The following is a 20662-nucleotide window of genomic DNA, read 5'->3' as shown; positions in this document are numbered from 1 at the left end:
GTGAACGGGCCGACCGTCTCAGGCTGTTCGCCAGCTCCCGGTGAGGGCCGGACCGACCTGTTCCAGGTACCGCTCCGTCAACGCCCGTATGGCGTCCAGGCTCGTGTCCCCGCCGGTGCACCACCGGCGTTCCGTCAGCCGCATCACCCCGCCGAACACGGCCACGGCCAGCCGCGGCCGCGGGTCCGCGTCGATGTCGACCCCCTCGCGTTCGGCCAGCACCCGCGCGATCGCCTCCTCGGTCTCCAGCGAGCGCCGCAGATGGGCGGCGAGCAGGACCGGCGTCGACTCGATGACCTGGTACATGCGCAGGAACACCTCCACCGGCACCACGGACTCGACCACCTCGCTGAGGGTGTCCCAGCTGTCCAGGACGGCCTGCCGCAGCGCCTCCATCGGCGCCTCGTGCGGCGGCCGGGCGCGCACCGCCCGCAGGAAGTGCGTCTCCGTCATCTCCTGCAGCGCGAGGGCGGCCTCCTCCTTGCCCGCGAAGTACCGGAAGAACGTGCGCTGCGACACATCGACCGCGCCGGCGATGTCGTCGACGGTGGTGTCCTCGTACCCCCGTGTCGTGAAGAGCTCCAGCGCGGTACGCAGCAGCGCTTCCCGGGTGCGCTGTTTCTTGCGTTCGCGCAACGTTTCCATAGGTGTCAGTTACCGACTTGTGAATCGGTTTGTCAATTGTCAGTGACTGTCACTAGCCTCGAACACATGACTAGTCAGACCACCATCGACACGACGGGGTCGGGGGGCGACGCGCCGGCGGTCTCCTCGGACGCGACGTCGGCCAAGGGGATGCGCGGACACCCCTGGCTCACGCTCATCACCGTCGCAGTGGGGGTCATGATGGTGGCCCTCGACGGCACCATCGTGGCCATCGCCAACCCCGCCATCGGCGAGGACCTCAAAGCCACCTGGTCCGATCTGCAGTGGATCACCAACGCGTACTTCCTCGCGCTGGCGGTCTCCCTGATCACCGCGGGCAAGCTCGGCGACCGGTTCGGGCACCGCCAGACCTTCCTGATCGGCGTGGCGGGCTTCGCCGCCTCGTCGGCCGCCATCGGGCTGTCCCAGGGCATCACGATGGTCATCGTCTTCCGTGTCTTCCAGGGACTGTTCGGCGCCCTGCTGATGCCGGCCGCGCTCGGCCTGCTGCGCGCGACCTTCCCGGCCGAGAAGCTCAACATGGCCATCGGCATCTGGGGCATGGTCATCGGCGCCTCCACCGCCGGCGGCCCGATCCTCGGCGGTGTCCTCGTCGAGCACGTCAGCTGGCAGTCGGTCTTCTTCATCAACGTGCCGGTCGGCGTCCTCGCCGTCGCGCTCGGCGTGTGGATCCTGCTCGATCACCGCGCGGAGAACGCGCCGCGCTCCTTCGACCTGCTCGGCATCGCCGCGCTGTCCGCCGCGGTCTTCTGCCTCGTCTGGGCCATCATCAAGGCTCCGGAGTGGGGCTGGGGCGACACCGGTGTCTGGGCCTTCATCATCGGCTCGCTCGCCAGTTTCGGGTTCTTCGCCTTCTGGGAGACGAAGGTCAAGGAGCCGCTCATCCCGCTGGGCCTCTTCCGCTCGGTCCCGCTGTCCGCCGGTGTGGTGCTGATGGTCCTGATGGCCATCTCCTTCATGGGCGGCCTGTTCTTCGTCACCTTCTACCTGCAGGGTGTCCGCGGCCTGGGTCCGGTCGACGCCGGTCTGCACCTGCTGCCCCTCACCGGCATGATGATCGTCGGCTCCCCGCTCGCGGGCGCCATGATCACCAAGGTCGGCCCGCGCATCCCGCTGGCGGGCGGCATGGCCCTCACCGCCCTCGCCATGTACGGCATGTCGACGCTCGACACGGACACCGCGAGCGCCGTGATGTCGCTCTGGTTCGCCTTGCTGGGCCTGGGTCTCGCCCCCGTCATGGTCGGCGCCACCGAGGTCATCGTGGGCAACGCGCCGCTGGAGCTGTCCGGTGTCGCCGGCGGTCTGCAGCAGTCCGCGATGCAGGTCGGCGGAAGCCTCGGTACGGCGGTGCTGGGTGCCGTCATGGCCTCGAAGGTCGACAACGACCTCCCGGGCAACTGGACGGGCGCCGGACTGCCGCCGCTGACCCCCGAGCAACTCGAAGGGGCGGCGACCGCCGTGCAGAAGGGCGGCGCCCCCGTTCCTCCGGGCACCCCCGAGGCGATCGCCGGGAAGATCGCGGACGTGGCCCACGAGACCTTCATCTCCGGCATGAGCGCGGCCTCCCTGGTCGCGGCCGGGGTCGCCGTCGTCGCCGTCCTCGTCGCCTTCCTCACCAAGAAGGGCGAGAACGCCGGCGCCGGCGCGGGCGCGGCGCACATCTGACGCGGGCGAACCGAGGGGTCCGTGGCGGGAGTTCCCTCATCAGGGTGACAACGCCGCGGATCCCTCCCCTCGTCGGGCCCCGCAGGTGACAGTAAGTCAAGCCCTCCGTACGGCATGGTCCTCGGGCAGGTGGACGCCGCCGGGGAGGGGGACCGCGGCCGGCGGCGCGCTGCCGGAGGGGGACAGCGCGCCGACGGTCCGGTCCGCGCGGGCATGAAGTCGGCCCCAGCGGTTACTCGTCAAGTCCAACGCCGAACCAGGGAGTTGACGATGGCGGGCTTCGGACACGGCACGCGCAGGTACCCCCGCTCACGTGGCCGGACGTGGTCACGGACCGGGCCGGATCGCGCGACGCTGGGAATCGTCGGAGCCATCTGCGCGATCGCCGGATTCTTCGTACTGGGCATCGTTCTCGGCCCGGTGGCGATCGTCTGCGGCTGGCTGGCCATGGGCCGCTCATGGTCGGGAGCCCGCCCGGCCCCCGCCCTGGTGGCGCTGGTCCTGGGCGCGATCGACACCCTGCTGGCGATCATCTGGCTGGCGGGCGCGGCCACCCCGGGCATCGGCCTGGCCTGACCCGCCCGGCCCCACGGCGGCCGCCGCCGTGAACGGCCATGCCGGCCGGTCACCCGGCGCCCCGATGTTCCCTTCCGTACCTGACGACTCCGTACATGAGGACGGGGTGGGGCGCCCCGCGGATCACCCGCGGGGCGCCCCACCCCGTCGCTCTGCCGTCCCTAGGCGTCGCCCCCGGCCGCACCCGGGTCCGCCGCCGTCACGTCGAGCAGCTGGTACCGGTCGATGGCCTGCTTCAGGGCCGAGCGGTCCACCTTGCCCGCCTTGGCCAGCTCGGTGAGCACCGCCAGCACGATCGACTGCGCGTCGATGTGGAAGAACCGCCGCGCCGCGCCCCGCGTGTCCGAGAAGCCGAAGCTGTCGGCACCCAGGGACTGGTACGCGCCCGGCACCCAGCGGGCGATCTGGTCCGGCACCGACCGCATCCAGTCGGAGACGGCCACGAACGGCCCCTCGGCACCGCTCAGCTTGCGCGTCACAAAGGGCACGCGCTGCTCCTCCTCCGGGTGCAGCAGGTTGTGCTCCTCGCAGGCCACCGCCTCGCGCCGCAGCTCGTTCCAGGAGGTCGCCGACCAGATGTCCGCCTTGACGTCCCACTCCTCGGCGAGGATCTTCTGCGCCTCCAGGGCCCACGGCACGGCCACACCGGACGCCATGATCTGCGCCGGCACCGAGCCCGCGGTGCCCTCGCTCAGCCGGTACACGCCCTTGAGGATGCCCTCGACGTCGACGTCCGCGGGCTCGGCCGGGTGCTGGATGGGCTCGTTGTAGACGGTCAGGTAGTAAAAGACGTCCTCGCCGTGGGGGTGCTCGGCGTCGCCTCCGTACATCCGGCGCAGGCCGTCCTGGACGATGTGCGCGATCTCGTAGCCGTACGCCGGGTCGTAGGCGACACAACCCGGGTTGGTCGAGGCGAGGAGCTGCGAGTGCCCGTCCGCGTGCTGCAGTCCCTCGCCGGTCAGGGTCGTACGCCCGGCGGTGGCGCCCAGAACGAAACCGCGTGCCATCTGGTCCGCCATCTGCCAGAACTGGTCACCGGTGCGCTGGAAGCCGAACATCGAGTAGAAGACGTACACCGGGATCAGCGGCTCGCCGTGCGTGGCGTACGCCGAGCCCGCCGCGATCAGCGAGGCGGTGCAGCCCGCCTCCGAGATGCCGTCGTGCAGCATCTGGCCCTGCGGGGACTCCTTGTAGGCGAGCAGCAGGTCCCGGTCCACCGACTCGTACTGCTGCCCGAGCGGGTTGTAGATCTTCGCACTCGGGAAGAACGAGTCCATGCCGAACGTGCGGTACTCGTCCGGCGCGATCAGCACGAACCGCCTGCCGATCTCCTTGTCCCGCATGAGGTCCTTCAGGAGGCGGACGAACGCCATGGTCGTGGCGATCGACTGCTGACCCGAGCCCTTCTTCACGGTCGCGTACGTCTTGTCGTCCGGCAGGGCCAGCGGCTTCGACCGCACGACACGGGTGGGCACATAACCGCCGAGGCCCTTGCGGCGGTCGTGCATGTACTGGATCTCCTCGGAGTCGCGCCCCGGGTGGTAGTACGGCGGGAGGCCGCCCTCCAGCTCCTTGTCGGCGATCGGCAGGTGCAGCCGGTCGCGGAAGCGCTTGAGGTCGTCGACCGTCAGCTTCTTCATCTGGTGCGTGGCGTTGCGGCCCTCGAAGTTCGGGCCGAGGGTCCAGCCCTTGACCGTCTTGGCGAGGATCACCGTCGGCTGGCCCTTGTGCGCCTTGGCCGCCGAGAACGCCGCGTAGATCTTGCGATGGTCGTGACCGCCGCGGCCCAGGTGCAGGATCTGGTCGTCGGTCATGCCCTCGACCATGGCCCGCAGCCGCTGGTCGTCGCCGAAGAAGTGGTCGCGGATGTACGCGCCGGTCTCGGTGGCGTACGTCTGGAACTGCCCGTCCGGCGTGGTGTTCATCCGGTTGACCAGCAGGCCGTCGCGGTCCTGCGCGAGCAGCGGATCCCAGGAGCGGTCCCAGATCAGCTTGATCACGTTCCAGCCGGCGCCGCGGAAGATCGACTCCAGTTCCTGGATCACCTTGCCGTTGCCCCGGACGGGGCCGTCCAGGCGCTGCAGATTGCAGTTCACCACGAACGTCAGGTTGTCCAGACCCTCGCGCGCGGCGATGGACAGCTGGCCCAGCGACTCCGGCTCGTCCATCTCGCCGTCGCCGAGGAACGCCCACACGTGCGACTTGGAGGTGTCCGCGATGCCGCGGGCCTCCATGTAGCGGTTCATCCGCGCCTGGTAGATCGCGCCGATCGGGCCGAGGCCCATGGAGACGGTCGGGAACTCCCAGAAGTCCGGCATCAGCCGCGGGTGCGGGTACGACGACAGGCCGTACGGCGCCTTGGACTTCTCCTGGCGGAAGGCGTCCAGGTTCTGCTCGCTGAGGCGGTCCAGCAGGAAGGCGCGCGCGTAGATGCCCGGCGAGGCGTGCCCCTGGAAGAAGACCTGGTCGCCGCCGTCGCCCTCGTCCTTGCCGCGGAAGAAGTGGTTGAAGCCCACGTCGTACAGGGAGGCGGAGGAGGCGAACGTGGCGATGTGGCCGCCGACGCCGATGCCGGGGCGCTGGGCCCGGGACACCATGACCGCGGCGTTCCACCGGGTCGCGTTCAGGATCCTGCGCTCGATCTCCTCGTTGCCCGGGAAGAACGGCTCGTCCTTGGTGGCGATCGTGTTGACGTAGTCCGTGCTGCGCATCTCGGGGACCGCGACGCGCCTCGCGCGGGCCCGCTCGATCAGGCGCAGCATCAGATAGCGGGCCCGCTCCCGGCCGCGCTCGTCCACGGCGGCGTCGAGGGAGTCGAGCCACTCCTGGGTTTCCTCGGGATCGAAGTCAGGAACCTGACTCGGAAGGCCGCCAATGATGATCGGGTTGCGATCTGAACCGGAAGCCACGCTGGTCCTTACCTGTCAGAGGGCCGTGTTTCTGGAGTTTCTGGGTGCGCTGCACCGCTCCCCATCGTGTACCTCGGGGGACCGGACGTCATCTCTACTGCTGGGTAACCGGGGTCTGGACAACGGTCGAGTGCCTCTGAAGGGTTCCCAAACTCACAAAGGGGGCACATTGGTGTGGTGCACGTCACCACGGAGCCAAGTTCGTGTGCCAGGAGTTGCGGTGACACGTTCCGGATCGTCACCGTTTCGGCGGTCCGGACGGCCGGGTACTTGCGCGATCCGCCCCGCCCGTGTGGACTACGGCCAATGCTTCGCGCACGCGCGTGGCTGAGTTATTCCCAAGACATGATCAGGAGGCAACCCGTGAGCGCGACCGCGGACCACGCGGAGGAGCGGACGAGCCCTGCCGTCAGGCTGGGGTTCCAGCCCGAGCAGGTGGTCCAGGAGATCGGCTTCGACGACGACGTCGACCAGGAGCTCCGCGAGGCCATCGAGGAAGTCATCGGCAGCGAGCTGGTGGACGAGGAGTACGACGACGTCGCCGACGCCGTGGTGCTGTGGTTCCGCGACGAGGACGGCGACCTGACGGATGCGCTGGTGGACGCCACCACGTACATCGAGGAGGGTGGCTCGATCCTTCTCCTGACACCGAAGACGGGCCGTGACGGCTACGTGGAGCCCAGCGACATCTCTGAAGCCGCGACCACGGCGGGTCTGTCGGCGTCCAAGAGCGTCAGCGTCGGCAAGGACTGGAGCGGCAGCCGGCTGGTGACGCCCAAGGCCGCGAAGTCCAAGAAGTAACCGGTGGCTGAGCCGGGCCGGACCCCAGGGTCCGGCCCGGCCTTCTGTGCGGCCCCCGGTGGGCCCTGCGTAGGGTGGACACCACCCGGACAGCCCACCGAAGGGACACGACGACGATGGCGATCCAGGTCGGCGACAAGGCCCCGGACTTCGCGCTCAAGGACAACCACGGCCGCACCGTGCGGCTCTCCGACTTCCGTGGCGAGCAGAACGTCGTCCTGCTCTTCTACCCCTTCGCCTTCACCGGCGTCTGCACCGGCGAGCTCTGTGCCGTTCGGGACAACCTGCCGCGGTTCACCGACCGCGACACCCGGATCCTCGCCGTGTCCAACGACTCCATCCACACCCTGCGCGTCTTCGGCGAGCAGGAGGGCCTGGAGTACCCGCTGCTCAGCGACTTCTGGCCGCACGGCGAGGTCAGCCGCGCCTACGGGGTCTTCGCCGAGGACAAGGGCTGCGCGGTGCGCGGCACCTTCGTCATCGACAAGGAGGGCGTCGTCCGCTGGACCGTCGTCAACGCCCTGCCGGACGCGCGCGACCTCGAGGAGTACGTCGAGGCGCTCGACGCGCTCTGATCCCCTTGCGCCACCGACTCGACACCGACACCCGCGATCGGTGGGTACAACCCCTGCGAGCGACGGGAACCCGTCACTAGGATCGAGTCGTTGATCCGATATCGAACGCACGGCGGGGCTCCCAGCCCCCGGACATCAATGGAGGACTCGTGGGAGTCAGCCTCAGCAAGGGCGGCAACGTATCACTGACCAAGGAGGCCCCCGGCCTCACCGCGGTCATCGTCGGTCTGGGGTGGGACGTCCGCACCACGACCGGCACCGACTTCGACCTCGACGCCAGCGCTCTGCTGCTGAACAACACGGGCAAGGTCGCCAACGACCAGAACTTCGTGTTCTTCAACAACCTCAAGAGCCCCGACGGCTCCGTGGAGCACACCGGTGACAACCTGACCGGTGAGGGCGAGGGCGACGACGAGCAGATCAAGGTCAACCTGGCGGGCGTCCCGGCCGACATCGAGAAGATCGTCTTCCCGGTCTCGATCTACGACGCCGAGAACCGTCAGCAGTCCTTCGGCCAGGTGCGCAACGCCTTCATCCGCGTCGTCAACCAGGCCGGCGGCGCCGAGATCGCCCGCTACGACCTCTCGGAGGACGCGTCCACCGAGACGGCGATGGTCTTCGGCGAGCTGTACCGCCACGGCGCGGAGTGGAAGTTCCGCGCCATCGGCCAGGGCTACGCCTCGGGTCTTCGCGGCATCGCGCAGGACTTCGGGGTCAACGTCTGACGTCACCGGGCGTGTCCGTCCAGGACACGTCCGGCCGATTCCGGCGCCGTACCGTTTCGGTGCGGCGCCGGACGCGCAGAACAACCGGGAAGCACCACCTGGGGAGGACCAGCATCATGGGCGTCACGCTCGCCAAGGGAGGAAACGTCTCCCTGTCCAAGGCCGCACCGAATCTCACCCAGGTGATGATCGGGCTCGGCTGGGACGCGCGTTCCACCACCGGAGCACCCTTCGACCTCGACGCCAGCGCCCTGGTGTGCAGCGGCGGCCGGGTCATGGGCGACGAGTGGTTCGTCTTCTACAACCAGCTCAAGAGCCCCGACGGCTCGGTGGAGCACACCGGTGACAACCTCACCGGCGAGGGCGAGGGCGACGACGAGTCGATCCTGGTCGACCTGTCGAAGGTGCCCGCCCAGTGCGACCGGATCGTCTTCCCCGTCTCCATCCATATGGCCGACGAGCGCGGCCAGACCTTCGGCCAGGTCGCCAACGCCTTCATCCGGGTCGTCAACCAGGCCGACGGCCAGGAACTCGCCCGCTACGACCTCAGCGAGGACGCCTCCACCGAGACGGCGATGATTTTCGGCGAGGTCTACCGATATCAGGGCGAGTGGAAGTTCCGCGCGGTCGGCCAGGGGTACGCGTCAGGACTGCGCGGCATCGCCCTGGACTTCGGGGTCGACGTCTCCTGACGCGATATGGGCAAAACCCGGGTCCGGGTGGGGCGCGCCACGACGCCGACATAGACTCCGGGTTCAAAGTTTCGTAAAGCCGAGTACGGCGCGGGGGAGCCCCGTACACACAGGATTGGGTAGCCAGTGGTTCTGAAAACCTTCGGCTGGTCGTTCGCGGTCACCGCGCTCGGCTTGGTCGCAGCGGTCCTCTTCGGGGGGTGGACCGCCCTCGGCATCGTGGCGATCCTCTCGGTCCTGGAGATCTCGCTGTCCTTCGACAACGCGGTGGTCAACGCCGGGATCCTGAAGAAGATGAATGCCTTCTGGCAGAAGATCTTCCTCACCATCGGCATCCTGATCGCCGTGTTCGGCATGCGCTTGGTCTTCCCGGTCGTGATCGTGGCGATCAGCGCCCAGCTCGGACCGATCGAGGCCGTCGACCTCGCGCTCAGCGACAAGGACCGCTATCAGGAGCTCGTCACCGACGCCCACCCGGCGATCGCCGCGTTCGGTGGCATGTTCCTGTTGATGATCTTCCTGGACTTCATCTTCGAGGACCGGGACATCAAGTGGCTGGCCTGGCTGGAGCGGCCGCTGGCCAAGCTCGGCAAGGTCGACATGCTGTCGGTCTGCATCGCGCTCATCGTCCTGCTGATCTCCGCGCTGACCTTCGCGACCCACGCCCACCAGCACGGCGGCACCCACGTCGACAAGGCCGAGACGGTCCTGCTGTCCGGTATCGCCGGTCTGATCACCTACATGATCGTCGGCGGTCTGTCCGGGTTCTTCGAGGACCGCCTCGAGGAAGAGGAGGAGCGCGAGCACGAGGCCGAGGAGGAGGCCGAGCGCAGCGGCAAACCCCGCTCCGCTGTCGCCCTGGCCGGCAAGGCCGCCTTCTTCATGTTCCTCTACCTGGAGGTCCTGGACGCCTCGTTCTCGTTCGACGGCGTGATCGGCGCCTTCGCGATCACCAACGACATCGTCCTCATGGCGCTCGGCCTCGGCATCGGCGCGATGTACGTCCGGTCGCTCACGGTCTACCTGGTCCGCCAGGGCACCCTCGACGACTACGTGTACCTGGAGCACGGCGCCCACTACGCCATCGGCGCCCTCGCCATGATCCTGCTGGTCACCATCCAGTACCAGATCAACGAGATCATCACCGGCCTGGTCGGCGTCGTGCTGATCGGCGCCTCCTTCTGGTCCTCGGTCCGCCGCAACCGCGCGCTGGCGGCGGCGGAGGGAAAAGCAAAGACCCCGGACAAGACTGAGGTGTCGTCCGGGGTGTGACACCCCCGAGGGTGAGGAACGCTCTGAGCGGGGCGGCCGGACGTCCGGCCGCCCCGCCGGTTTGTGCAGGGACACGAACGTCCTGCGGGACGTGGGGGGCGGACATGGGCTTCTTGGACGGGCTCTGGCGTGGACGGGCGGCCGAGTTCGACTCGGGCAGCGCGTCGTCGAACGCGATCGAGCTGACGAAACGGCACGACCGGGTCTCGCTCACCCGGCAGGGAGCGGCCACCGGCCATCTGCGGATCAACCTGACCTGGCGCATGCGGACCTCCGACATCGGGGGGTCCCAGCGGGAGAGCCTGCTGCGGCATCCCTTCAAGGCGCTGCGGCCCCCGGAGGTCCTCGGGCACAGCCAGAGCATGGTCAACGTCGACCTCGACCTCGGCTGCCTGTACGAGCTGGCCGACGGCACCAAGGGCGTCGTCCAGCCGCTCGGCGGCTTCCTCGGCGACGTCAACGCGCCGCCGTACGTCAAGCTCAGCGGCGACGACCGGTTCGGCTCGGCGTCCGGCGAGACGATCTACGTCAACCTTGACCACCGGGAGGCCATCAAACGGCTGCTGGTGTTCGTCTACATCTACGACCAGACCCCGGCCTTCGACCGCACCCACGCCAGCGTCACGCTCTACCCCAGCAACGGGCCGCGCATCGAGATCGGCCTGGACGAACGGCACCCGCAGGCCCGGTCCTGCGCGGTGGTGACCATCGAGAACGTCAAGGGCGAACTGTGGGTCCGCCGCGAGGTGAAGTTCGTCTACGGCTTCCAGGCCGAGCTGGACCGCCTCTTCGGCTGGGGCCTGCAGTGGGGCCGCGGCTACAAGACCAAGGCCGAGCACTAGGCCTTTCGTTTGGATCAGCCTGGCTGTGGCCGACAGGACATGGTGACGTGCCCGAGCAGGCCCCGCGACGCCGGGATGATCCAAACGAAAGGCCCCAGGCGCCGCGGGACGGCGCCCGATCAGCGTCCGATGAACTGCGGGCCCTGCGGAGGCAGGCGCACCTCCGGCGCCGGGCCGGGCGCGGTCGCCGGGGGCGGATAGCCGTACCCCGCGGCGGCGGCCGTCCCGGCCGGCTGGGGATAGCCGTACGCGGGCTGGGTCGGCGGGGGCTGCTGCGGGTAGCCGTACGACGGCTGCGGCGGCACCACCGTCGTGGGCTGCTCCGGAGGCAGGGGCTGGGACACCTCGGGGGCCGGGGCCGCCCATGGCTCCTGCGCGGCCGCCTCCGACTCGTCCACCGAGATCCCGAAGTCCGTGGCCAGCCCCTTGAGGCCGTCCGAGTAGCCCTCGCCCAGGGCGCGGAACTTCCAGCCCTCACCCCGGCGGTACAGCTCGCCGCAGATCAGCGCGGTCTCCTCGCCGGTCTCCGGCTTGATGTCGAAGAAGGCCAGCGGCTCGCTCTCGGCCGCCGAGGCGTCGTACAGCGTGATACGCAGGTCCCGTACGCGGTCGAACGGGACACCGTCCGCCGACGCGACGAGCAGAATCTGGCCGACGGCGGACTCGACAGCGGCCAGGTCCGTCTGGATGGTGTCGGTGAGGCCCTCGGCGCCTTGTTTCTTGCCGAGCCGCCACACCGTCCCCGAAGGGTGCCGGGGCTGGTTGTAGAAGACGAAGTCCTCGTCGGAGCGCACACGACCGTCGGGGCCGAGGAGCAGAGCAGAGGCATCGACGTCGGGGACCCCCTGCCCGGGCGTCCAGCGCAGCACGGCGCGTACCGTGGTGGCCTCCAGCGGGATGTTCGACCCCTTCAGCATCGCGTGCGTCATACGGTCATCCTGCCTTCTCCGTCCTGGTCACGACAATGCGGGGTACACGGTGTCTGCGCAGTCGTGCAGGTCCGCGTTACCAGAAATTCATGCCCGTCGGGAACCCCCGACATGGGCACCTACGTACTATTACCGGCCACCTGTGAACAGGTCACAGGGGCCACTGAGTCACCACGGGGGAGCTCCATGCGTCATTTCGGGCACATCGCCCCGGAGGTGCGTCAGCGCCTCTTCCACCAGGAGCCGGGCGCCTTCACCGCCGACTCCCCGGCCCGGCTGCTCTCCGCCGCCCTGGGAGCCACGCTGTACAGCCCCGCCACCCGGCCGCGGCTGACCGACGACATCGTCAAGCAGAGCGGCCGGGGCGTGGTCTCGATGGTGCTGTGCCTGGAGGACTCCATCGGCGACGAGGACGTGCCGGCCGGCGAGGACAACCTCGTCGCCCAGCTCACCGAGCTCGCGGGGCGGCCCGACGCCGACGACCCGCCGCTGCTCTTCATCCGCGTCCGCACCCCCGAGCAGATACCCGACCTCGTGCGCCGCCTCGGCCCCGCCGTCCGGCTGCTGTCCGGATTCGTCCTGCCGAAGTTCACCGGGGAACGCGGCATGCCGTTCCTGGAGGCCCTGTCGAGCGCCGAGACCGACAGCGGACGCCGGCTGTTCGCCATGCCCGTCCTGGAGTCGCCCGAGCTGCTCTACCGCGAGTCCCGCGTCGAGACCCTGGAGGGCATCTTCCGGGCCGTCGACAAGTACCGCGACCGGGTCCTCGCGCTGCGCCTCGGCGTCACCGACTTCTGCTCCTCGTACGGACTGCGCCGCGCCCCCGACATGACCGCCTACGACGTCCAGGTCGTCGCCTCCGTCATCTCCGACGTGGTCAACATGCTCGGTCGCGCCGACGGCACCGGCTTCACCGTCACCGGGCCGGTCTGGGAGTACTTCCGCGTACAGGAACGCATGTTCAAGCCGCAGCTGCGCCGCAGCCCCTTCCTCGAAGGCCAGGCGGAGAACCTGCGCGAGGCCCTCATCGAGCACGCCATGGACGGCCTGCTGCGCGAGATCACCCTCGACCACGCCAACGGCCTGCTCGGCAAGACCTGCATCCACCCCTCCCACGTCCTGCCCGTGCACGCGCTGTCCGTCGTCAGCCATGAGGAGTTCAGCGACGCCCAGGACATCCTGAAGCCCGAGCGTGGCGGCGGGGGTGTACTCAGGTCGCAGTACACGAACAAGATGAACGAGGTGAAACCGCACCGCGCCTGGGCCGAGCGCACCCTCCTGCGCGCCGAGGTCTTCGGCGTGGCCAACGAGGACATCGGCTTCGTGGAGCTGCTCGCCGCCGGCATACCGGCCTGACCGGACCGGCATCCGCACGGCCGGGCCCCACGCCGGGACGCCCGGCCCCTCGATCCAAGGGACGCATGAACAACGCAGTGAACAACGGGGTCTGGTCCGGAAGCTGGGTCGCCGAACGGCTCGGGGTCCAGCTCGAGGGCGACGACACGCTCACCTCCCTGCTGGGCCTGGCCCTGCGCCGCAACCCGAAACGAGCCCACCTGCTCGTCTCGAACGTGCTCGGCAAGCACGTGCCCCAGTCACCGACCGTGGTCCACGGCGTCGGCCACGGCCTCGGCCGCCGCGTCCGCGACCTGCTGGGCGACGAGGACGCCGCCGCCGCGGTCGTCCTCGGCTACGCCGAGACCGCCACCGGCCTCGGCCACTGCGTCGCCGACGGCCTCGGCCTCGCGCCCTACCTGCACTCCACCCGCCGCCCCGTCCCCGGCGTCGCCCGCGCCGGCGGCTTCGAGGAGTCCCACTCCCACGCCACCTCCCACCTGCTGCTCCCCGAGGACCCCACCCTCCTCGTCGGTGACGGACCCCTCGTCCTCGTCGACGACGAGTTCTCCACCGGCAACACGGTGCTGAACACCATCCGCGCACTCCACGAGCGCTACCCGCGCCGCCGCTACGTCGTCGTCGCCCTCGTCGACATGCGGTCCCCGGCCGACGCCGGACGGCTGGACGACCTCGCCCGCGAGATCGGCGCCCGCGTCGACCTCGTCACCGCCGCCACCGGCACCGTACGGCTCCCCGACGGAGTGCTGGAGAAGGGCCAGGAACTCGTCGCACGCCACGAGACCGCGCCCCCGGCCCCCGGCGGCGCCGGCGCCCCCCGGCCCACCCGCGTCGACCTGCACTGGCCCGCGGGCCTCCCCGACGGCGGCCGGCACGGCTTCACCCCCGCCCACCGCGCCCGGCTGGAGAACGCCCTGCCCGCCATGGCCGCCCGCCTGGCCCAGGCCCTCCCGGCCGGCGCGCGCCGCGTCCTCGTCCTCGGCTTCGAGGAACTCATGTACGCCCCCCTCCGGCTCGCCCGCGAACTGGAGCAGACCACGGGCATCGAGGTCCGCTACTCGACCACCACCCGCTCACCCGTCCTCGCCGTCGACGACCCCGGCTACGCGATCCGCACCCGCCTCCTCTTCCCCGCCCACGACGACCCCGCCGACGGCCCCGGTGAGCGCTACGCCTACAACGTCGCCGGCGCCGGCTTCGACGCCGTCGTCACCGTCGTCGACTCCGTCGCCGACACCCCCGCCCTGCACGCCCCGGACGGACTCCTCGCCCAGCTCGCCGCCCAGACCCCGCACGTCCTGCTGGCCGTCGTCCCCTCGTACGTCCCCGGCCCCGTCGCCCTGCCCGAAAGGCCCCCGATGCTGCCCGAGCCCCTGCGCGGCCCCGCCTTCTCCTCGTACGCGCCCGAGGAGGTCGGCTGGCTGCTCCAGGACCTCTCGGACGTCACCCTGGAGGCACCCACCGAGGAACGCGAGGAGGCCATCCAGAGCGGCGGCGCGCACTACGCCGAATCCCTGCCCGTCGAGTACCAGCCCAGCGAGCAGTACCAGGCGATCTTCCACAGCGCCCTCGAGGAGTCCGCCGCCCGGCTCGCCCAGGCAGTCGGCGCCGTCACCGAGATCGTCCTCGCCGAGCGCTCACCCCGGCCGGTGCTCGTCTCCCTCGCCCGCGCCGGCACCCCCGTCGGCGTCCTCATGCGCCGCTGGGCCCAGTTCCGGCACGGCCTCGAACTGCCCCACTACGCCGTGTCCATCGTGCGCGGCCGCGGCATCGACGCCAACGCCCTGCGCTGGCTCGCCCGCCACCACGACCCCCGCGACGTCGTCTTCGTCGACGGCTGGACCGGCAAGGGCGCCATCACCCGCGAACTCGCCACCGCGATACGCGAGTTCGAGGCGACCGACGGCATCACCGGCTTCGACCCGGAGATCGCCGTGCTCGCCGACCCCGGCTCCTGCGTCCGCACCTACGGCACCCGCGACGACTACCTCATCCCGTCCGCCTGCCTCAACTCCACCGTCTCCGGCCTGATCTCCCGCACGGTGCTGCGCGCCGACCTCGTCGGCCCGCACGACTTCCACGGCGCCAAGCACTACCGCGAACTCGCCGCATCCGACGTCTCCGTCGCCTTCCTCGACGCCGTCTCCGCCCGCTTCCCGGAGGTCACCGACGCCGTCGACGCCACCGCCAAGGAACTCCTCTCCGCCGACCGCACCCCCACCTGGGAAGGCTGGGCCGCCGTCGAACGCATCAGCGAGGAGTACGGCATCCACGACGTGAACCTCGTCAAGCCCGGCGTCGGCGAGACCACCCGCGTCCTGCTGCGCCGCGTGCCCTGGAAGATCCTCGCCCGCGCCGGAGCCGGCGCCGACCTCGCCCACGTGCGCCTGCTCGCCGAACAGCGCGGCGTACCCGTCGAGGAGGTCCCCGACCTCCCCTACACCTGCGTCGGCCTGATCCACCCCAAGTACACCCGGGGCGCCACCGGCGCCGACGGCCGGGCGGTGAACCTCTGATGCCCGTCCTCGTCGCCAGCGACCTCGACCGGACCCTGATCTACTCCTCCGCCGCGCTCGCGCTCACCATGCCCGACGCCCGGGCGCCGCGCCTGCTCTGCGTCGAGGTGCACGAGAGCAGACCGCTGTCCTACATGACCGAGACGGCCGCCCACCTCCTCACCGACCTCGGCGACCGCGCCCTCTTCGTCCCCACCACGACCCGCACCCGCAAGCAGTACCAGCGCATCAACCTGCCCGGGCCGCCCCCCACCTACGCCATCTGCGCCAACGGCGGCCACCTCCTCGTCGACGGCGTCTCCGACCCCGACTGGCACGCCCAGGTCACCGCCCGCCTCGCCGAGCGATGCGCACCCCTCGCCGAGGTCCAGGACCACCTGATGGCCACGGCCTCCCCGGCCTGGGTGCGCAAGCACCGCATCGCCGAGGACCTCTTCGCCTATCTGGTCGTCGAACGCGAACTGCTGCCCGAGGAATGGGTGAAGGAACTCGCCGTCTGGGCCGAGAACCGCGGCTGGACCGTCTCCCTCCAGGGCCGCAAGATCTACGCCGTCCCCAAACCGCTCACCAAGAGCGCCGCCCTGCGCGAACTCGCCCGCCGCACCGGCGCCGAACTCACCCTCGCCGCGGGCGACTCCCTGCTCGACGCGGACCTGCTGCTCGCCGCCGACCGGGGCTGGCGCCCCGGCCACGGCGAGCTCGCCGACACCGACTTCACCGCCCCCGCGGTCACCGCCCTGCCCGAACGAGGCGTCCTCGCGGGCGAACGCATCCTGCGGGAGTTCCTGAAGGCGGCCCGCACCACGACGGCCCCCGGAGCGGAACGACAGGGCTAGGGCCTTTCGTTTGGATCAGCCCGGCGTCACCATGTCCCGTCGGCCACAGCCGGGCTGATCCGAACGAAACGCCCTAGCCGCAGCAGCCCCCACCGCAGCAGCCGCCACCGCCCCCGCCGGACGTCCTGGGCGCCGCGGGGGCGCTCGCCGTCCCGCCGACGGCCACCGTCGACAACAGCTTCACCGTGTCGTCGTGCCCGGCCGGGCAACTCGCCGGAGCGGACGACTCCGCCATCGGCCGGCTCAGTTCGAACGTGTCGCCGCAACTGCGGCAGCGGTACTCGTAGCGAGGCATGAGCACAGGTTAGCCCGGCCCGTGACCGCCGCCCCGCTCCTCACGGATCTGCGCGACCACCCGCGCCACCGACCGCCGCACCGCCTCCGTCTCCGACAGGAAGTGCCAGTAGTCCGGGTGCCGGCCCTCCAGCGTGCCGACCGCCCGCTCCAGCCGGGCTACCGACTCGTCCAGCGGACGCGCGTGCCGCGGATCCGGCGTGTTCCGCCCCGCCATCGCCAGCCGCTGCGCGTCCCGGATCGCGAAACGCGTCCGGTCGATCTCCTGCTGCGGATCCTTCTGCACCGCGTTCAGCCGGCGCAGCCGGTCACCCGCCGCCGACACCGACTCGTCCGTCGCGTTCAGCAGCGCCCGCACCGTGGACAGCAACGCCGTCGCGTCCGGCCAGCGCTGCTCGTCCCGCGCCGCCCGCGCCTCCCGCAGCTTCGCCTCGGCCTGCCGCACGTTCTCCGCGGCCACCTCGGGCACCCCCTGCAGGTCCTGCCAGCACGCCACCGTGAACCGCCGCCGCAACTCGCTCAGCACCGGCTCCACCTGCTCGGCCCGCGTCGTCAGCGCCTGGGCCCGCGTCCGCAGCGACACCAGCCGGTGATCGATCTCCGCCGCCCGCTCCGGCAGCCGCTCTGCCTCCGCCCGGATCGCCCCGGCACCCCGCGCGACCCGCTCCGCCCGCTCCAGCGTCTGCGGCACGCCATGCCGCCCCGCGCCCTCGTTCAGCAGCGTCAGCTCCGGTCCCAGAGCCGCCAGCCGCGCCGCCAGATCGTCCGCCCGCAGGCCCGAATCCCGCACCGCGTCCAGTGCGTTCGACGCCGCGAGCAGCCCCTGCCGGGCCCGCTCCACCGCCGGCGCCAGCCGCGCCAGCTGCGTCTCCGCCTTCCCCAGCAGCGGCGCCAGCCCGTCCTCGAACCGCTCCAGCTCCCGCCGTACGCCGTCCAGGTCGTCCTTCGCCCGGCTCAGCTCGGCACGGGCCCGGCCCGCCGCCGCGGCCTCCAGGTCGTCACGGTCCAGATCGTGCGCGTCGACGGCCTGGATATAGCGGTGGCTCGCCTCGTCGATCCGCCGGCCCAGCGCGTCGAAGTCGTCGATCGCCCGCCGGGCCGCCGGCGAGTCGTCCACGGCCGCGATCGTCTCTATCGAGATCCGCAGATCCCGCTGCGCGGTGTCCAGCTCGTAGAAGGCGGCCGCGGCGGCGTCCTTCGCGGCCTGCGCCTCCGCCCGCTGGTTCTCCGCCCGCCCGCCGAACCAGCGCCGGGTCCCCCCGCCCGCGAACGCGGCCGGCAGCGCGAGGACGGCGACGACGGGAAGGGCGACGGCCAGCACCCAATGGTCCAGCACCCGAAGCGCACCGGGCCCGGCCCGGCGCTCAGGACGGTGCCGCCGCATCACGGGCGGCACGGACGGCGAGTTCGGCTGCGGAGGTGTCGCCGTCACATCCCTCTCCCGTGCTGTCATTCACCCTGCCGGTGTCATTCTCCCACCGGTGAAGGACGAACACACGGGCCGGTCAGTTCGCCGTTCGCACCGTGATGTTCCCGTCGCCGCTGCGGGCACTGATCCGGCGGGAGCTGGCGGCGTCCCTGGGCACGGACACGTCGACCGAGCCGTCCCCGGCCTTCGCCTCCACCCGGTAGCCGGCCCGCGGCACCTCGACCGTCACGGAACCGTCCCCGCTGCGGGTCTCCACCAGGTCCGGGACGCTCCCGAGCGACAGCCGCACCGAACCGTCGCCCGACGTCGCCCGCACCTCACGCGACGAGACGTCGAACACCCGCACGGACCCGTCCCCCGTCTCCAGGTCCAGAGGCCCACTGGACTCGCTGACCTGCACCGAACCGTCCCCGGTACGGATGTGCAACGGGTCCTCGAACCCCCTCGCCCGTACACTCCCGTCCCCGTCCAGCACCCGCACGGTGACCCCGCGCGGCACCTCGATGCGGTGCCTGGCCGAGCAGTCGGCGACCACTCCGGAGCACTTCTCCCGCAGCACCAGCCGGTCGTCCTTCATCGCCCAGGTCGCCTTCGGGCCGTCGCCGAACACCACCGACCCCTCGAACCACCGCGTGACCTCGACCGACCCCGCCTCGTGCCCCTCGGCGGCGACGATCTCCAGCGCCGAGTCGTCCGAGTCCACGGTCAGCGTCCGCCCCTCGAGCGCGAACGACCGGTGCTCCGGCTCCTTGTCGTCCCCGGCGGACGCCCCGCACGCGCTCACCCCCGCGACCAGCGCCACGAGCACTCCGGCGACGGCGAACCGAGCGGGAACGGTACGGGCCATGACGATCTCCCCCAGAGCTGATCCGGGCCCTTGGCGGCCCGCTGCGCGACGATGCTCCGACCGTACGGACCGAAGGCCCCTGCGAGGATCCGGCCCGCCACCGGACCGGGGGTGGGGGTAGCCCCCGGGTTCCCTGCCGGTGGACGCCGGGGGACCCGGATATGGGTTTGCGGCTCGACGCCCGGCACAATGTAGGCTGTCGACTCGTTCTCGGGTGCGTAGCTCAGGGGTAGAGCGCCTGCCTTACAAGCAGGATGTCGGCGGTTCGAAACCGTCCGCGCCCACGCAGGTCAGAGGCCCCTTACCCATCGGGTGAGGGGCCTCTCGTAGATCGTTTAGGAGATTCTTAGGGGACGGAGCCCGGAGCAGTCATCATCCGGAGTGCTTCGCAGCCACGCGCATCCCGCGCTCCCACCGCGCCTCCAGCTGCTGCAACCGGTGACGGCGCATCTCGGGCGTCACATGCTCGTAGGTCCCTTCAATGTCCTTCGGAACCCACCCCATCGTCAAGAACCGCAGCGCCCGGTCCACCCCGTCGTCCTTCATCCACGTGTCGTGCGTATGCCGGGCCCCGCGCATCGTGAACCCCGGCAGGATCGGCTCCCACGCCGCCCGGCCGGCGAACCCCTTCTTCCGCGGCACGGCCTCCCGGCCGTCGGCTGCGGGCCGCAGCTGCGCACGGGTGAAGTTCCCACGCCGCCAGAACGGCCCGCCGGGCGTCGTGAAGGGATGCTCGTGCGGCCAGGCCTCGATGTGCTCGGCCAGCAGCCGCACCAGGAACTCCGGCACGTCGACCTCCCGGGCGGAGTACTTGTTCTTCGGCGGCCCCAGGTACAGCTTCACCACGTTCTTCGGCGGCTTGCGCCGGTTCGCCTTCCACCCCTTCACCCGGCACTCCTCCAGCCGGGCATCCTCCGCACGGTGCCACTCCTCGAGGCCCTCCGCGTCCAGCTCGAAGGTGTCCTCGTGCAGGGAGCCCACCTTGGGGTCCACCCGGACGACGTGCCGCACGAACGGCTTGCCGTCGATCCGGTCCTCCCGCTTCAGCAGGCAGTTGTCCCGGTGCAGGCCGGCCAGCTCGCCCCAGCGCAGTCCCAGGTAGCAGTCGGCCAGCGGCATCAGGGCGTGCACGCCGTCGAGCCGCTGGTAGATGCGGTAGATCTCGTCGGGCTGCGCCCACACCTCCTCTTCCTCCTCGTGGTGCTCGGAGCCGACGAGGATGCGTCGGCCGTACAGCTTGTTCGCCGGGATGTAGCCGGCGTCCTCGGCCCCCGACAGGATCGTCGACAGCAGGCTGCGGGCCTGGGCGACGGTGTCCGGGTCGTGCTTGCCGTGCGGTTTCGCTGCGCGTGTCGCCCACGACTGCACGGCGAAGACGTTGTTCACCTCGGTCAGCGGCGTGTGCTCCCACTCCGGCAGCAGCAGCTTGTCCAGGAGGTAGGCGCGGCTGGACTGGGTGCGGGGGCGCTTCTTGTTCGCCGTCTTCCAGATCTCGACCCACTGGCCGAACGGCGTCTGCAGCTTTTCCGGGGCGATCCACATGCCGGAGCGGATCGCCGCCTCCTGCTGCTCACCCCACTCCTCGGCCAGCTTCTTCGTCGGGAACCCCGGCTCGCTGCCCCAGGTGCCGTCCGGGCGCTTATAGCGGCAGCGCCACGTGAACTGCTTGGTCTGCTTGCCGTTTTTGACCTTGTAGACCTTCTCCGCGTAGGCCACGGTGTCCCCTTGCTCT

18 protein-coding genes and 1 tRNA gene are annotated in these 20662 nt (G+C 70.6%); 12 read left to right on the top strand and 7 right to left on the bottom strand.

All coding sequences use genetic code 11. The features are described 5' to 3' along the window. Positions 1-18: 18 nt before the first annotated feature. A complete protein-coding gene (locus ABZ899_RS11805) occupies positions 19-645 on the bottom strand; it encodes a TetR family transcriptional regulator (RefSeq protein WP_361344368.1) in 627 nt (208 codons plus the stop codon). A gap of 66 nt (positions 646-711) precedes the next feature. Between ABZ899_RS11805 and ABZ899_RS11800 the strand changes: the two genes are divergently transcribed. Beyond that, the gene (locus tag ABZ899_RS11800; RefSeq protein WP_361344365.1) at positions 712-2331 is read left to right on the top strand and encodes an MFS transporter; all 1620 of its coding nucleotides are present in this window, start codon (positions 712-714) and stop codon (positions 2329-2331) included. A 270-nt stretch (positions 2332-2601) separates the two neighbouring features. Continuing rightward, a complete protein-coding gene (locus ABZ899_RS11795) occupies positions 2602-2907 on the top strand; it encodes a small hydrophobic protein (RefSeq protein ID WP_361344362.1) in 306 nt (101 codons plus the stop codon). A 161-nt stretch (positions 2908-3068) separates the two neighbouring features. Here ABZ899_RS11795 and aceE read toward each other — a convergent pair whose 3' ends face one another. After that, on the bottom strand, positions 3069-5816 hold the full coding sequence (aceE, locus tag ABZ899_RS11790) for a pyruvate dehydrogenase (acetyl-transferring), homodimeric type (RefSeq protein ID WP_361344359.1): 2748 nt from the start codon (positions 5814-5816) through the stop codon (positions 3069-3071). Between the two features lie 363 nt (positions 5817-6179). Between aceE and ABZ899_RS11785 the strand changes: the two genes are divergently transcribed. The 6 genes from ABZ899_RS11785 to ABZ899_RS11760 all read left to right on the top strand — a co-directional run bounded on the left by ABZ899_RS11785 (position 6180) and on the right by ABZ899_RS11760 (position 10723). Next, positions 6180-6617 carry a DUF3052 domain-containing protein gene (locus tag ABZ899_RS11785; protein WP_055620756.1) on the top strand — a complete coding sequence of 146 codons (438 nt, stop codon included), beginning with the start codon at positions 6180-6182 and terminating at the stop codon, positions 6615-6617. Between the two features lie 116 nt (positions 6618-6733). Beyond that, complete coding sequence (locus tag ABZ899_RS11780) at positions 6734-7192, top strand: peroxiredoxin (protein ID WP_361344355.1); 459 nt, start codon at positions 6734-6736, stop codon at positions 7190-7192. A gap of 149 nt (positions 7193-7341) precedes the next feature. Beyond that, positions 7342-7917: a calcium homeostasis/redox stress adaptation protein gene (locus ABZ899_RS11775; RefSeq protein ID WP_361344352.1), complete on the top strand. Its 576-nt coding sequence runs from the start codon at positions 7342-7344 to the stop codon at positions 7915-7917. 116 nt (positions 7918-8033) lie between these two features. After that, positions 8034-8609, top strand: coding sequence for a TerD family protein (locus tag ABZ899_RS11770; RefSeq protein WP_361344349.1), 576 nt, complete (start codon positions 8034-8036; stop codon positions 8607-8609). Positions 8610-8735: 126 nt separating this feature from the next. Further along, a complete protein-coding gene (locus ABZ899_RS11765) occupies positions 8736-9881 on the top strand; it encodes a DUF475 domain-containing protein (protein ID WP_361344346.1) in 1146 nt (381 codons plus the stop codon). Positions 9882-9985: 104 nt separating this feature from the next. Further along, positions 9986-10723, top strand: a complete 738-nt coding sequence (locus ABZ899_RS11760; RefSeq protein WP_361344343.1) for a Tellurium resistance — start codon at positions 9986-9988, stop codon at positions 10721-10723. A gap of 119 nt (positions 10724-10842) precedes the next feature. On the opposite strand, the gene ABZ899_RS11755 is transcribed toward ABZ899_RS11760, so the two are convergent. Beyond that, positions 10843-11652 (bottom strand): TerD family protein, encoded by an 810-nt coding sequence (locus ABZ899_RS11755; protein ID WP_361344341.1) that lies wholly within the window; start codon positions 11650-11652, stop codon positions 10843-10845. 186 nt (positions 11653-11838) lie between these two features. On the opposite strand from ABZ899_RS11755, the gene ABZ899_RS11750 reads away from it, so the two are divergent. The 3 genes from ABZ899_RS11750 to ABZ899_RS11740 all read left to right on the top strand — a co-directional run bounded on the left by ABZ899_RS11750 (position 11839) and on the right by ABZ899_RS11740 (position 16360). Continuing rightward, positions 11839-13008 (top strand): HpcH/HpaI aldolase/citrate lyase family protein, encoded by a 1170-nt coding sequence (locus tag ABZ899_RS11750; RefSeq protein WP_361344339.1) that lies wholly within the window; start codon positions 11839-11841, stop codon positions 13006-13008. Positions 13009-13073: 65 nt separating this feature from the next. Then, positions 13074-15524 carry a phosphoribosyltransferase gene (locus tag ABZ899_RS11745; RefSeq protein WP_361344336.1) on the top strand — a complete coding sequence of 817 codons (2451 nt, stop codon included), beginning with the start codon at positions 13074-13076 and terminating at the stop codon, positions 15522-15524. After that, positions 15524-16360, top strand: coding sequence for an HAD family hydrolase (locus ABZ899_RS11740; RefSeq protein ID WP_361344333.1), 837 nt, complete (start codon positions 15524-15526; stop codon positions 16358-16360). Before ABZ899_RS11745 ends, ABZ899_RS11740 begins: the two co-directional genes overlap by 1 nt. A 73-nt stretch (positions 16361-16433) precedes the next feature. Here the strand turns inward: ABZ899_RS11740 and ABZ899_RS11735 are convergent, their stop codons facing one another. From ABZ899_RS11735 to ABZ899_RS11725, 3 genes are all read right to left on the bottom strand, one after another. After that, positions 16434-16655, bottom strand: a complete 222-nt coding sequence (locus tag ABZ899_RS11735) for a zinc ribbon domain-containing protein (RefSeq protein WP_361344330.1) — start codon at positions 16653-16655, stop codon at positions 16434-16436. 9 nt (positions 16656-16664) lie between these two features. Then, complete coding sequence (locus ABZ899_RS11730) at positions 16665-18086, bottom strand: hypothetical protein (RefSeq protein ID WP_361344327.1); 1422 nt, start codon at positions 18084-18086, stop codon at positions 16665-16667. 73 nt (positions 18087-18159) lie between these two features. Beyond that, on the bottom strand, positions 18160-18930 hold the full coding sequence (locus ABZ899_RS11725; protein ID WP_361344324.1) for a DUF4097 family beta strand repeat-containing protein: 771 nt from the start codon (positions 18928-18930) through the stop codon (positions 18160-18162). Positions 18931-19142: 212 nt separating this feature from the next. On the opposite strand from ABZ899_RS11725, the gene ABZ899_RS11720 reads away from it, so the two are divergent. Further along, positions 19143-19214, top strand: a tRNA-Val gene (locus ABZ899_RS11720). Positions 19215-19302: 88 nt separating this feature from the next. Here the strand turns inward: ABZ899_RS11720 and ABZ899_RS11715 are convergent. After that, a complete protein-coding gene (locus tag ABZ899_RS11715; RefSeq protein ID WP_361344321.1) occupies positions 19303-20646 on the bottom strand; it encodes a hypothetical protein in 1344 nt (447 codons plus the stop codon). Positions 20647-20662: the final 16 nt, after the last annotated feature.

Source organism: Streptomyces sp. NPDC046859 (assembly GCF_040645135.1).
Lineage (GTDB): Bacteria > Actinomycetota > Actinomycetes > Streptomycetales > Streptomycetaceae > Streptomyces.
Note: the sequence above shows the minus strand (reverse complement) of the source record. Positions and strands in the feature narration are given on the sequence as shown.